Raw genomic sequence first — 13,810 nt, forward strand, 5'->3', positions numbered from 1 at the left:
TTATAATTACGCTGTAATCCAAGCCTCATCAGCTGGATTTTTACGCCATTCTTGTAATTTCTTCGTTTCAGCTTGTCCGATCATACCTTTTTCTGCTGCTACTTCAATTAATGTGCTGTAGTCGCTTAAAGAATATGATGCTACGTTTGCTTCTGCTAGTTTTTCTTTTCCCGCTTCAAGCTCGTATGTGAAGATTGATACGATTCCTAATACTTCACAACCGGCCTCGCGAAGTGCTTCTACACAAGTGATTGCACTACCGCCAGTTGAAATAAGGTCTTCTACTACAACTACTTTTTGACCCTTTTCTGCTTTTCCTTCAATTTGGTTCCCTTTACCGTGACCTTTTGCTTTACTACGTACGTAGCACATTGGTAAATCCATACGATCGCTTACCCATGCAGCGTGCGCAATACCAGCAGTTGCTGTTCCTGCAATAACTTCTACAGTTGGGAAGTGCTCTTTAATTAACTCTTCTAATCCAGCTGCAATCGCTTGGCGTACTTTTGGATAAGATAAAGTTAAACGATTATCACAATAAATTGGTGATTTCATACCAGAAGACCACGTAAATGGATCATTTGGTTGTAAAAATACTGCTCCAATTTCTAATAGATGAGATGCGATTTCTTTTTTCATACTGTTACACCTTCCCACTGTTGTTTTACTGTTCTATACGCTTCAAGCGGATTTTCTGCTTTTGTAATACTACGCCCAACTACGATGTAGCTTGAGCCAAGTTCCCTCGCACGTTTCGGTGTTGCTACGCGCACCTGGTCATTTACATCATCACTTGCCAGACGAATCCCCGGTGTTACTGTTACAAATTCATTTCCGCATACTTCACGTAATTTTGGAACTTCAAGTGTTGAACAAACAACGCCATCAAGTCCACTTTCTTTTGTTAATTTTGCATAATGAGCAACCGCTTCTTCTAACGTTTTCTCAATGCCGATCTCTTTTTTCATCATAGCTTCCGAAGTGCTTGTTAGTTGTGTAACTGCAATACAAATCGGTCTCTCTTTTCCTTCTTGCTTACCTTCCTCTAATCCCTCAAGCGCATATTTCATCATACTGCTTCCCCCAGCAGCATGAACATTTACCATATCAACATCTAGACTAGCTAGGCTACGCATAGCGCTTTTTACTGTGTTCGGAATATCATGAAGTTTTAAATCTAGAAAAATCTTATGTCCTTTTTCTTTTAAGTACGTAATAATTGCAGGGCCTTCTTTGTAAAATAGCTCCATACCAACTTTGACAAATAACTCTTCCCCTTCAAAGTGGTGTAAGAATTGTTCTACTTCTTGTTTCCCTGGAAAATCTAGTGCAACAATTAACGACTGTGACATGTTTGCTTCCAGCTCCTTCCTTGACATTCCGAAATGTGATCAAACCCTAATTCATCTAATAATGCCGGTAACTCTTCAATAATTGTCGGACATACAAATGGATCAATGAAGTTCGCTGTACCAACTGCAACTGCGCTTGCGCCAGCGTAGAAGAATTCAATTACATCTTCCGCTGTTTCAATACCACCCATTCCGATAATTGGAATGTTAACCGCTTGGCTTACTTCATGTACCATACGAATTGCTACTGGCTTAATCGCAGGACCTGATAATCCGCCTGTACGGTTTGCTAAAATCGGTTTAGCTGTTTTTAAATCTAGACGCATACCAAGCAATGTATTAATCATCGTTAAACCGTCTGCACCTGCATTTTCAATCGCTTTTGCAATTTCCACAATGTTTGCCACGTTCGGTGACAACTTCACGTATACAGGCACTTCAGAAACCTCTTTTACTCGCTTCGTTAAATCAGCAGCAACTTCAGGATTTGTACCAAAGGCGATACCACCTGTTTTTACGTTTGGACAAGAAATATTTAATTCTAGTGCATGGACATTAGGCGCTTTAGAAATTTCCTTTGCAACAGTTACATAATCCTCAGCTTGTGAGCCTGCAACGTTCGCAATAATTGGAAGATCAAATTGTTCTAACCATGGTAATTCAGAATTCATTACTTTTTCTAAACCTGGGTTTTGAAGTCCGATTGCATTTAGCATTCCGCCCGGTGTTTCAGCAACACGAGGCGTTGGATTTCCATAGCGTGGTTGTTCTGTCGTCGCTTTAATCATGATTGATCCTAGTACACTTAAATCGTAAAACTGTGCATATTCACGACCAAACCCAAAGCATCCAGATGCCGGTATAATTGGATTTTTTAATGATAATCCTGGTAATTCAACTTGCAATCTGTTCATAGTACAACCTCCCCGATTGGAAATACTGGTCCGTCGCTACACACCTTCTTGTAAGAATGTCCACTCGGATCTTCTTGTAAGTGGCATACACATGCGAAACAAGCTCCAATACCACAGCCCATGCGTTCTTCTAATGAAATGTAGGCTTTTCTCTCTTTATAGCGTCCTTCTAATGCACGAAGCATCGCTAAAGGTCCACATGAATATAGAATGTCAAAGTCAATTCCATAGCTATCAATTACATCTGTTACAAACCCTTTCGTACCGTGTGTACCATCAACTGTTGCAACATACGTATCACCAAGCTCTGCGAATTTCTCTTCATAGAAGACAACTTCTTTCGTTTGGAAACCTAAGATGTGAATAACGCGTACTCCCTTTGCTACAAGACGCTGTGACAATTCATATAGTGGTGGTACACCAATTCCCCCGCCAACTAATAGAGCCGTTTGTCCAGATTCCGCTTCTTCTACAGGAAATCCATGACCAAGTGGTCCTAACACATCTACAAGTTCACCTTGTTTTCTTTTTGCTAATGTTTTTGTTCCTTGTCCTTCCGCACGATATAGCATTGTAAATTCGTTCTTGTCTTGATCGACATTACAAATACTAATTGGGCGGCGCAGAAGGGGCGTAATGCCCTCTGCTACCTTAATGTGTACAAACTGTCCTGGATCGTTCATTTGCTGCACAAGATCACCTTGAAGCACTAATTCGTAAATATTTTTTGCGATTTCTGTTTGGTTAACGACGATCATATTTTGCTTTTGCATCATGCATGTACCACCTCGTGACGCTTCGTTGGCGCGATTTCTTTCATTGAATGAGCTGAGAATGTCATAGATTCTAATACTCGTAAGATTGCTCTCGTTGTATCAAGTGATGTTAAGCAAGCCACACCATTTTCTACTGATTCACGGCGAATGCGGAAACCATCACGCGCTGGTTGTTTTCCTTTTGTTAATGTATTGATTACAAACTGTGCGTTTCCTTGACGGATAATATCAAGTAAGTTGTAGTCTTCAGAATCAATTTTATTTACAACTTGCACTGGAATATTTTGCTCTGTTAACGATTTTGCTGTTCCCGCTGTTGCTAATAAGTTATAGCCGATTTCGTGGAAACGTTTTGCAATTTCCATCGCTTCTTCTTTATCTTTGTCCGCTACAGTGATGATTACTGATCCGTGCGTTGGAATGTTAATTCCAGAAGCAACTAGCCCTTTGTATAATGCTTTTTCAAGTGTTAAGTCTTTACCCATTACTTCCCCTGTTGATTTCATTTCAGGTCCTAATGTTGTATCAACTGAGCGTAGTTTCGCAAATGAGAATACCGGAGCTTTCACGTACACTTCCTTCTCTTCTGGGTGATAGCCAGTTCCATAGCCTTGTTCTACAAGGTTTTGACCTAAAATAACTTTCGTTGCAACATTCGCCATCGGTACGCCTGTAATTTTACTTAAGAATGGTACTGTACGGCTCGCACGTGGATTTACTTCAATTACATACACTTGATCTTTGAATACTACAAACTGGATATTTAGTAATCCAACAATGTTTAAACCTTTTCCAAGCGCAATTGTATGTTCAATAATTTGGTCTTTTAATTTTTCAGATAAACTTTGTGGTGGATATACTCCAATTGAATCCCCAGAGTGAACTCCAGCGCGTTCAATATGTTCCATAATACCTGGAATGAATACATTCTCACCGTCTGAAATTGCATCTACTTCAATTTCTTTACCAACCATGTAACGGTCTATTAATACTGGATGATCTGCGTGAACTTTAACCGCATTTTTCATGTAGTGCAGTAGTTCTTCTTGACGATATACGATTTCCATCGCACGTCCACCTAGTACGTAAGATGGTCTTACTAATACTGGGTAACCAATTTCTTCAGCAATTGCTACCGCTTGTTCTACAGTTGTTGCTGTTTTACCAACTGGCTGCGGGATACCAAGCTGGGTTAAAGCTGCTTCAAACTTATCACGATCTTCTGCACGGTCTAAATCTTCAAGTGATGTTCCTAAGATTTTCACACCGTGTTCTTCTAATTTAGCAGCTAAATTAATTGCCGTTTGTCCACCGAATTGGACGATAACACCTTCTGGCTTTTCTAAATCGATAATGTGCATTACATCTTCGATTGTTAGTGGCTCAAAGTATAATTTGTCAGAAATACTGAAGTCTGTTGAAACTGTTTCTGGGTTGTTATTAACAATGATTGCCTCATATCCAGCTTCTTTAATTGCCCATACAGAGTGAACTGTTGCATAGTCAAATTCAACTCCTTGACCAATGCGGATTGGACCAGATCCAAGTACGACTACACTTTTACGATCTGTAACGATTGATTCATTTTCATCACCATATGTGCTGTAGTAGTAGGGCGTTGCAGATTCGAATTCTGCCGCACAAGTATCTACCATTTTGAATACTGGCGTCATATTATTTTCTTTACGCATATCGTAAATTTCACGCTCTGTTTTGTTCCAAGTAGATGCAATGTAATGATCACTGAAGCCCATTTCTTTTGCTTCTTGCAATACTTCCATATCGCCTACATGTGCTTTTACTTTACGCTCCATATTTACGATGTTTTCAACTTTTTGTAAGAAGAAGAAGTCCATTTCACACCATGAGTTAATTTCTTCTTTCGTTACACCTTGACGAATTGCTTCTGCTACAACGAACAGGCGTTCATCATCTGCTTTTATAATACGTTTCTTCATTGTTTCTTTATCAAGTTCTTTTAAATGCTCTAGTTCTAGGTGATAAACACCAAGTTCTAGAGAACGAACTGCTTTTAGTAACGATTCTTCTAGGTTACGTCCGATAGACATAACTTCCCCAGTTGCCTTCATCTGTGTACCAAGCGTTCTGTTTGCTGATTCAAACTTATCAAATGGCCAACGCGGAATTTTCGAAACAACATAGTCTAGTGCTGGTTCGAAACATGCATATGTTTTTTGTGTTACTGGGTTTACGATTTCGTCTAATGTTAAGCCGACTGCAATTTTCGCTGCTAATTTAGCGATTGGATACCCTGTCGCTTTTGAAGCTAATGCAGATGAACGACTTACACGTGGGTTTACTTCGATTACATAGTACTGGAAGCTATATGGGTCAAGTGCAAGCTGAACGTTACATCCACCTTCAATTCCTAGTGCACGAATAATTCTTAGTGAAGTGTTACGTAACATTTGATATTCACGATCACTTAATGTTTGGCTCGGTGCTACAACGATAGAATCACCTGTATGCACACCAACTGGATCAATGTTTTCCATGTTACAAACTACAATCGCGTTGTCGTTTGCATCACGCATTACTTCGTATTCAATTTCTTTACAGCCAGCAATACTTTTTTCTAATAAACATTGTGTTACTGGGCTATGTTTTAAACCGCTTGTTACGATTTCAATTAATTCTTCTTCATCGTGGCAAATACCGCCACCTGTTCCGCCAAGTGTAAATGCTGGGCGAACGATTACTGGATACCCAATTTCTTTTACGAATTCATATGCTTCATCAAGCGTATGAATGATTACACTTGGTGGTGTTGGTTCATTTAATTCTTGCATTAATGTACGGAATAGGTCACGATCTTCCGCTTGCTCAATTGCTGATAATTTCGTTCCTAAAATTTCAACTCCGCATTCTTCTAGTATGCCTGATTTTGCAAGTTCAACAGCCATGTTTAATCCTGTTTGTCCGCCAAGTGTCGGTAAGATTGCATCTGGACGTTCTTTGCGAATAATACGGCTTACAAATTCTAATGTTAATGGTTCAATATATACTTTATCTGCTGTTGCAGTATCTGTCATAATTGTTGCTGGGTTAGAGTTAACAAGGATTACTTTGTAACCTTCCTCTTTCAGAGATTGACAAGCTTGTGTTCCAGAGTAATCAAACTCCGCTGCTTGCCCGATTACAATTGGTCCTGATCCGATTACTAAAATTGTGTTAATGTCTAGGCGTTTTGGCATAACTCTTCCCCTTCTTTCTTAAAGTTTGCAATCATTGCTAAGAAATCTTCAAATAAGTCATTTGCATCTTCTGGTCCTGCTGATGCTTCTGGATGATATTGCACTGTAAATGCTGGGAACTTCGTATGGCGAAGACCTTCTACTGTACCATCATTTAAAGCAACATGTGTAATTTCAAGATCTGTACTTTTCACTGATTCTTCTTCTACTGCATAGCCATGGTTTTGAGAAGTAATTGCTACTTTTCCTGTTGCTACATGTTTTACGGGATGATTCAAACCACGATGACCGAATTTTAATTTGATTGTATTCGCACCAGATGCTAGAGCGAATAATTGATGTCCAAGACAAATTCCGAATAACGGTACCTTTCCGATGATACCTTGTAACATTTCAATCGCTTCTGGTACATCTTTTGGATCCCCAGGTCCATTACTTAACATAATTCCGTCTGGGCTAAGGCGTAAAATTTCTTCAGCTGTTGTATTGTAAGGTACAACAATTACATCACAATCACGTTTATTTAGCTCGCGCAAAATACCGTGCTTCATTCCGAAGTCTACAAGTACAACACGATAACCACGGCCTGGACTTGGATATGGATCTTTTGTTGATACGCGTTTCACATGATCTGTAAAGACAGTTGCTTTTAATTGGCTAACGATGTACTCTACATCCGCATCCATGTTACAAAGACGTCCGCGTAATGTTCCATATTGGCGAATTTTTCGTGTTAATTTTCTTGTATCAATTCCTGCAAGTCCTGGAATGTTTCTTCCTTTTAAATACTCATCTAATGAAATTTCATTACGGAAGTTCGATGGATGATCACAAATTTCATTTACGATTAAGCCGTGTACAGATGGCTGAATCGATTCAAAGTCGTCACGGTTAATTCCGTAGTTCCCGATTAATGGGTACGTAAATGTTACGATTTGACCGCAGTATGATGGATCAGATAATGTTTCTTGATATCCTGTCATTCCTGTTGTAAATACGACTTCACCTGATTTTTCGATTTCTCCACCGAAGCCTTTTCCAATTAATACTGTTCCATCTTCTAAGATAAGTTGTCTTTTCATACTAATGCACTCTCCTTTTGCCATGCGATCTTACCGCCAACTAATGTCATAACCGGCCATCCTTGACACTTCCAGCCTGCAAATGGCGTATTTTTTCCTTTTGATAAGAATGTTGTTGGGTCAATTTCTTCTTCTTGTTCTAAATCGATAATTGTAATGTCCGCCGCTCTTCCTTCTTGCAAACGACCTGCTTCTAAACCAAATGTATCTGCTGGCTTTTCTGTTAAGAGTTGAATCAATTGTTCTAATGTGATAATTCCTTTTTTTACAAGGTTTGTATATAGTAATGGGAATGCTGTTTCAAAACCAGTAATTCCAAATGGTGCTCTTTTAATGCCTTGTGCTTTTTCTTCTGCTGTATGTGGTGCATGATCTGTTGCGATCATATCGATTGTTCCATCTAATAATCCTTCAATTAATGCTTCGTGGTCTTCTTTTCCTCGAAGCGGTGGATTCATTTTAAAGTTTGGATCAACTGATGAGATATCATCTTCACATAACACTAAGTGATGCGGTGTTACTTCTGCTGTTACTTTAATTCCAGCACGCTTTGCGTCACGAATCACTCGTACAGATCCTTTTGTACTTACGTGACATACGTGATAGTGGCAATCTGCTGCTTCTGCAAGTAATATGTCCCGGGCAATATGTACAGATTCACATACTGATGGGATACCGTTTAATCCGTGTTCCTTAGAAAACTTCCCTTCATGTACACAACCTTTATTAATCAATGTATTTTCTTCACAGTGTGCAACGACTGCCATATTTAATTTTGCTGCACGTTTCATAGCAGCTAGCATCATGCTTGCATCTTGTACGCCTACTCCATCGTCAGTAAACGCGAATGCACCAAGTTCTTTTAATGTTTCAAAGTCTGTCATTTCAGAACCTGCTTGGCGTACTGTAATCGCACCATATGGTAGTACATTTACATGTGCTTTTTCTTTAATTCGCTTTTGCAAGTCTTCCATATGTTCTTTACTGTCTGGTACTGGGCGTGTATTTGGCATTGCACAAATTGTTGTAAAGCCACCTTTTGCCGCTGCAAGCGTACCTGTTTCAATTGTTTCTTTATGCTCACCACCTGGTTCGCGAAGATGAACGTGTACATCTACTAATCCAGGTGAGATTAATTTTCCGTTTATATTGATTACTTCAGCATTATCTGCCGTAATATTTTCTGCTACTTTCGCAATTTTACCGTCTTGTACGAGAAGATCTGTTACTACAATGTTTCCTTCTTCATTTAGATAACGTCCATTTTTAAACAAATAATTCATGCTTCATTCCTCCTAATACATTTGGTAATGCGCGTTTTAGTACAGCCATTCTTACGTAAACTCCATTTTCCATCTGTTTGAATATGCGAGAACGCTCACACTCAACAAGTTCACTCGCAATTTCTACATCGCGGTTTACAGGAGCTGGATGCATAATAATGCTTCCTTGTTTCATACGCTTCTCTCGTTCAATTGTTAAACCGTGCTGCTCATGATACTCTTTCATGATGTCTGTTTCATAATGGTCATGACGCTCATGTTGCACACGAAGTAACATCATCACATCAACTTCTGGAACAAGTTCATCTAAGCTTTTGTATGTTCCGAATGTGTTTGTTTCATCTTTCCACTCTTCTGGGCTAGCAAAGTAAATTGTTGCTCCTAATTTCGCTAATGCTTCAGCATTAGAGCGTGCTACTCGGCTATGACGGATATCTCCAACAATGGCAATCTTTAATCCTTCGAAGCTCCCAAACTCTTGTTTAATTGTTAGAAGATCTAACAGACATTGCGTTGGGTGATTTCCACATCCATCGCCAGCATTTAAGATTGGAATATTTACTTTATCTTTTAGCTCATCGAAGTAGCGGTCTTGCTGATGGCGGATGACTACTGCTTTTGTCCCGATTGATTCCAGTGTTCGTATCGTATCGTATAACGTTTCTCCTTTTTGTACGCTAGAAGCATCCGCTGAGAAGTTTAATACGTCGAGTCCCAATCTCTTCTCAGCAACTTCGAAGCTAAACCTTGTTCTCGTACTATTTTCAAAAAACAAGTTTGCTACAAATGTTTGCTCTGTTGTTTTTCTCTCTTTTCCATTCGCGAAATCTTCTGCGTCTTTTAGGATTTCTGAAATCTCTTGCTTCGATAATTCACTCATCGTTAACAAATGGCTCATTGTCATCCCTCATCTTTCTGATTTTTATGATAACACTTTCGTATTTATATAACAACAACTGCATAAAAATACCCTAGTCATGTGAGACTAGGGTGCAAGGAAGAAGCCACCCTTTTCTGTCTCACAGGACTGAATTAAAAGGTTGTTTTTATGAAGCAATCTGCTTAGATTGTTTTGTTTGTTTCATTTCTGGTAATAGTAGATTTAATAGTACACCTACGATTGCTGCAAGCGCCATACCTTCTACTTGAAACGATTCACCTACATGAAGTACCGCTCCGCCAATACCAATTACTAGTATGACTGATGCAATCATTAGGTTTCGTTTGTCACCTAAGTCTGTTTTATCATCTACCATCATACGTAAACCACTTGATGCAATTACTCCAAAGAGCAAGATTGATACACCACCCATAACCGGTGTTGGAATCGAGTGAATCAGTGCTGAAATCTTCCCGATAAATCCAAACATGATTGCCAACACTGCTGAACCGATGAATAAGTATACACTGTATGCTCTCGTAATTGCTAGCACACCGATGTTTTCACCGTACGTTGTATTCGGTGGTCCACCTATTAATGATGCGATCAATGTTGCTACCCCATCACCGAAGATTGAACGATGTAAACCTGGTTTTTCAATTAAATCTCTTTTAATAACATTTCCAAGTACAATTTGATGTCCGATATGTTCTGAGATTGTTACAAGTGCAACTGGTACCATTAAGAGTACAATCTTCCATGAAAACTCCGGAGTGTATGTTACAAACGGTACTGTGAAGTCTGGTACGTCAAACCATTTTGCCTCAGCCACCGGCTTTAAATCTACTAGCCCTTGGAAGTAAGCGAAGATATACCCGCCGATGATTCCAAGCAAAACTGGTATGATGCTGAAAAATCCTCTTCCGAATATGGAGCAAATGATTGTAATTGCTAATGTTACCAATGCTACTGAAAAGTGTGTAATGCTATACTTACCATCCGCACCATTCATCGCCATGTTAACTGCTGTATGTGCTAAAGCTAAACCGATTACCATTACGACTGGTCCAACTACGATTGGCGGAAGTAATTTCATAATCCACTCTGACCCAGATTTCTTAATTCCGAGTGAGATTAAGATGTACACAAGTCCCGCTAGTAAACCACCCAGCATTGCTGCTCCAGGTCCACCTGCTGTTTTTGCTGTAATAATTGGTGCAATAAATGCGAATGATGATCCTAAATATGCTGGTACTTGACCTTTCGTTATAAGAAGAAACGCTAGCGTTCCTAATCCACTTGAGATTAAAGCTACTGATGGATTCAGTCCTGTTAAAAATGGAACAAGCACTGTTGATCCGAACATCGCAAACAAATGTTGTATACTTAAAAATAACCATTTTCCCGGTTTCGGTACTTCATGAATGTCTAACACTGGCTTTTGCTCCATTGCTATATCCTCCTTCAGTTTAAAACTTTGCAATAAAAAAAACTCTTTGTGACTGTGCACAAAGAGTCCTATACTTTCGTATGCCAAATTTGACATATGAAAGCCAAGACCCTTTGGCAGCCTCACAGGACTACATTTAAAAGGGCTTTACTTATCGTATATACTTACTCGATCTTGCTGATCTGTCTCTTGCAAATCAACTTCAATACGTTCTTCACTTGATGTTGGAATGTTCTTTCCTACATAATCAGCACGAATTGGTAATTCGCGATGACCTCTGTCAACAAGAACCGCCAGTTGGATTTGTGATGGTCTACCAATATCCATAAGAGCATCCATTGCTGCTCGAACCGTTCTTCCTGTATAGAGTACATCATCCACAAGAATAACTTTTTTCTTCGTAATGTCCACAGGAATATCTGAACCTTTTACGAGTGGCTCTTTATCTTTAGATTGTAGCGTTAAATCATCACGATACAATGTAATGTCTAACTCACCTACTTCTATTTCTTTTCCTTCAATTTGACCAATGCGTTCTGCTAAACGCTGTGCAATAAAAATACCACGTGTTTTAATTCCGACAAGAACACAATCATCGACACCTTTATTACGTTCCACGATTTCATGACTGATACGTGTTAAAGCGCGGCGAATCATTTGGTCATCTAAAACGACAGCTTTCTCTTCCATGCTCTACACCTCCAAGCTTTTTTCTTGCGTGAGAGGAATGGTATAAAAAAAGTCCTCTCAACGTGTGCGAGAGGACTTTTGAAAAAAGGGTACAAGCATACCCTAAGTATTTCAAACCGTTACCTTCTCAACCTCACGGGGCTGTGTTAAAGGATCATTATTTAACTGTTGTTAGTATCGCAAGTTTTACTCGTTTTGTCAATACTATTTCCGTAAAATATTTAAAACTTCTTCAAACACTGCTGGTACTGGTGCTTCAAATTCGATATATTCGCCTGTACGCGGGTGATCAAATCCTAAAATTCCAGCATGAAGCGCTTGCCCATTTATATCTAATGTTTTTTTCGGCCCATATTTCGGATCTCCGGCAAGCGGGTATCCAATATATTTCATATGAACACGAATTTGGTGCGTACGTCCCGTTTCTAAACGACACTCAACAAATGTGAAATCCTTAAATCGTTCTAATACCTGAAAATGCGTAACAGCATTCTTACCATTTTCATCAACGGCCATACTCTGACGTTCCTTCTTATCACGACCAATTGGCGCATCGATTGTCCCTTTATCATGTGGAATTACGCCGTGAACGATTGCTTTATATCGTCTTGTTACTGTTTTTGCCACAAGCTGATTTACAAGAGATTCATGTGCCATATCATTTTTAGCAACCATCAATAAGCCAGATGTATCTTTATCAATACGGTGCACAATACCAGGGCGCATTACACCGTTAATACCAGATAGATCTGTACAATGATGCATTAACCCATTTACAAGTGTACCACTTGTATGCCCAGGAGCTGGATGTACGACCATACCACGTGGCTTATTTACAACAAGCACATCTGCATCTTCATAATAAATTTCTAAATTCATATCTTCTGGCAAAATATCAAGCTCTTCTGGTTCTGGAATTGCTACCGCAATTTCATCACTTACTTTTACTTTATAATTTCCTTTAATGTCGTTTCCATTTACGGTTACAACGCCATCTTTAATCCACTGTTGTACTTGTGAACGTGACCATTCATTGTTTACTCCCGCAAGAAACTTATCAATCCGTTCGCTCTTTTGTTCTTCTGTAACTGTTACTTGTACTACTTCGCTCATTCAATTACTCCTTCATTTTCTTTCCTTCTAATAATGTTTGAATAATAATCAATACAACCCCAATACATAAAGCTGAGTCAGCTATGTTAAATACCGGGTAGTTGTATGAAAAAATATACACGTGAATGAAATCCACCACTTCTTGTCTAAATACACGATCAATAAAATTGCCAATTGCCCCGCCTAAAATAAGACCTAATGAAATCCCCAGGAGTTTATCTGTTTTTGCATACTTTTTCATATAAAATACGATAAATCCTACAAAAACAACTGTAATAATATAGAAGAACCACATTTGATTTTCTAAAATGCCCCAGGCAGCGCCTCTATTCCGATGTGATGTTATGTATAATACATTATCGATAATCGGGATACTTGTACCTAATTCCATGTTCTTTACAATTAACCATTTCGATACTTGATCGATGGCAATGACAAATAACGCTATTAAATAATATATCATTTTCATTTCCCCCATAAAGACAGTGTACCTCAAAATTTTAGCATAGCTACGGTCTTTTCACAATGAACCTTTACGGAAGAATAAAATAAAACGAAAAAAGGTAATATAATATCGTTGTGCCTATCAAATATTTACTTTTTCATATAAAAATTCATGAATTGTACGTGCTGTTGGCATCATTTGCATTTGCTTTACAGGAATATATTTTCCAGTTTCTTCACAAAGTCCATACATATCAATTTCCATTTTAAATAATGCTCGTTCCACATCTTTTAAATCTTCTCTTATATCATGTAAAAATAACTTCTTTTTTACATTTTCCTTCATTTCATACCCTAGCTCTTGTCCAAATTCCATATAGTACGTGTGCATCGCTTCTTTTGCCAGTCGCTCCTGTAATTCTTTTTTCATCAATTGTAATTCTTCTTTGATTTCCATGTAGATTTCATTCACGTGTTCATTCCTCCCGGCTGCAATGTACCGTTAGTGTGTCCGAAATTTTCTTACTTACCGCTCACACATTTTTCCTTCCTAGGAAAGAGGTGAACTATCAATTAGACATTACGATCCGTAAATCATGTCATACAAATAA

Annotated in this window: 13 protein-coding genes; all 13 read right to left on the reverse strand. The window is 38.8% G+C overall.

Annotated elements, in window-relative coordinates:
• Positions 1-6: 6 nt before the first annotated feature.
• A complete protein-coding gene (gene pyrE, locus AAIE21_RS02060; RefSeq protein ID WP_343265245.1) occupies positions 7-639 on the reverse strand; it encodes an orotate phosphoribosyltransferase in 633 nt (210 codons plus the stop codon).
• Positions 636-1,352 carry an orotidine-5'-phosphate decarboxylase gene (gene pyrF / locus AAIE21_RS02065; protein WP_343265246.1) on the reverse strand — a complete coding sequence of 239 codons (717 nt, stop codon included), beginning with the start codon at positions 1,350-1,352 and terminating at the stop codon, positions 636-638. Before pyrF ends, pyrE begins: the two co-directional genes overlap by 4 nt.
• Positions 1,337-2,266, reverse strand: a complete 930-nt coding sequence (gene pyrD / locus AAIE21_RS02070; RefSeq protein ID WP_343265247.1) for a dihydroorotate oxidase B catalytic subunit — start codon at positions 2,264-2,266, stop codon at positions 1,337-1,339. The genes pyrF and pyrD overlap by 16 nt, the downstream gene beginning before the upstream one ends.
• On the reverse strand, positions 2,263-3,042 hold the full coding sequence (gene pyrK, locus AAIE21_RS02075; RefSeq protein WP_343265248.1) for a dihydroorotate oxidase B electron transfer subunit: 780 nt from the start codon (positions 3,040-3,042) through the stop codon (positions 2,263-2,265). The genes pyrD and pyrK overlap by 4 nt, the downstream gene beginning before the upstream one ends.
• A complete protein-coding gene (gene carB, locus AAIE21_RS02080; RefSeq protein WP_343265249.1) occupies positions 3,039-6,257 on the reverse strand; it encodes a carbamoyl-phosphate synthase large subunit in 3,219 nt (1,072 codons plus the stop codon). Before carB ends, pyrK begins: the two co-directional genes overlap by 4 nt.
• Positions 6,242-7,339, reverse strand: a complete 1,098-nt coding sequence (locus AAIE21_RS02085) for a carbamoyl phosphate synthase small subunit (protein ID WP_343265250.1) — start codon at positions 7,337-7,339, stop codon at positions 6,242-6,244. The genes carB and AAIE21_RS02085 overlap by 16 nt, the downstream gene beginning before the upstream one ends.
• Complete coding sequence (pyrC, locus tag AAIE21_RS02090; RefSeq protein WP_343265251.1) at positions 7,336-8,622, reverse strand: dihydroorotase; 1,287 nt, start codon at positions 8,620-8,622, stop codon at positions 7,336-7,338. The genes AAIE21_RS02085 and pyrC overlap by 4 nt, the downstream gene beginning before the upstream one ends.
• Complete coding sequence (pyrB, locus tag AAIE21_RS02095; RefSeq protein ID WP_343265252.1) at positions 8,606-9,520, reverse strand: aspartate carbamoyltransferase; 915 nt, start codon at positions 9,518-9,520, stop codon at positions 8,606-8,608. Before pyrB ends, pyrC begins: the two co-directional genes overlap by 17 nt.
• A gap of 148 nt (positions 9,521-9,668) precedes the next feature.
• Positions 9,669-10,952, reverse strand: coding sequence for a uracil permease (gene uraA / locus AAIE21_RS02100; protein ID WP_343265253.1), 1,284 nt, complete (start codon positions 10,950-10,952; stop codon positions 9,669-9,671).
• 147 nt (positions 10,953-11,099) lie between these two features.
• Positions 11,100-11,642 carry a bifunctional pyrimidine operon transcriptional regulator/uracil phosphoribosyltransferase gene (pyrR, locus tag AAIE21_RS02105; RefSeq protein WP_343265254.1) on the reverse strand — a complete coding sequence of 181 codons (543 nt, stop codon included), beginning with the start codon at positions 11,640-11,642 and terminating at the stop codon, positions 11,100-11,102.
• 204 nt (positions 11,643-11,846) lie between these two features.
• A complete protein-coding gene (locus AAIE21_RS02110; RefSeq protein WP_343265255.1) occupies positions 11,847-12,755 on the reverse strand; it encodes an RluA family pseudouridine synthase in 909 nt (302 codons plus the stop codon).
• 4 nt (positions 12,756-12,759) lie between these two features.
• A complete protein-coding gene (gene lspA, locus AAIE21_RS02115) occupies positions 12,760-13,218 on the reverse strand; it encodes a lipoprotein signal peptidase LspA (RefSeq protein ID WP_343265256.1) in 459 nt (152 codons plus the stop codon).
• Between the two features lie 123 nt (positions 13,219-13,341).
• Positions 13,342-13,671, reverse strand: a complete 330-nt coding sequence (locus AAIE21_RS02120) for a TraR/DksA C4-type zinc finger protein (protein WP_343265257.1) — start codon at positions 13,669-13,671, stop codon at positions 13,342-13,344.
• Positions 13,672-13,810: the final 139 nt, after the last annotated feature.

The sequence above is a fragment of the Paenibacillus sp. 102 genome, from assembly GCF_039549175.1.
Lineage (GTDB): Bacteria > Bacillota > Bacilli > Bacillales > Bacillaceae_G > Bacillus_A.

Bases quoted from the DNA above. Each gene is read 5' to 3' on its own strand.
- pyrK (WP_343265248.1), bottom strand. From the start codon at position 3,042: ATGATGCAAAAGCAAAATATGATCGTCGTTAACCAAACAGAAATCGCA.
- AAIE21_RS02110 (WP_343265255.1), bottom strand. From the start codon at position 12,755: ATGAGCGAAGTAGTACAAGTAACAGTTACAGAAGAACAAAAGAGCGAA.
- pyrC (WP_343265251.1), bottom strand. From the start codon at position 8,622: ATGAATTATTTGTTTAAAAATGGACGTTATCTAAATGAAGAAGGAAAC.
- pyrB (WP_343265252.1), bottom strand. From the start codon at position 9,520: ATGAGCCATTTGTTAACGATGAGTGAATTATCGAAGCAAGAGATTTCA.
- pyrE (WP_343265245.1), bottom strand. From the start codon at position 639: ATGAAAAAAGAAATCGCATCTCATCTATTAGAAATTGGAGCAGTATTT.
- lspA (WP_343265256.1), bottom strand. From the start codon at position 13,218: ATGATATATTATTTAATAGCGTTATTTGTCATTGCCATCGATCAAGTA.
- uraA (WP_343265253.1), bottom strand. From the start codon at position 10,952: ATGGAGCAAAAGCCAGTGTTAGACATTCATGAAGTACCGAAACCGGGA.
- pyrF (WP_343265246.1), bottom strand. From the start codon at position 1,352: ATGTCACAGTCGTTAATTGTTGCACTAGATTTTCCAGGGAAACAAGAA.
- AAIE21_RS02085 (WP_343265250.1), bottom strand. From the start codon at position 7,339: ATGAAAAGACAACTTATCTTAGAAGATGGAACAGTATTAATTGGAAAA.
- pyrD (WP_343265247.1), bottom strand. From the start codon at position 2,266: ATGAACAGATTGCAAGTTGAATTACCAGGATTATCATTAAAAAATCCA.
- pyrR (WP_343265254.1), bottom strand. From the start codon at position 11,642: ATGGAAGAGAAAGCTGTCGTTTTAGATGACCAAATGATTCGCCGCGCT.
- carB (WP_343265249.1), bottom strand. From the start codon at position 6,257: ATGCCAAAACGCCTAGACATTAACACAATTTTAGTAATCGGATCAGGA.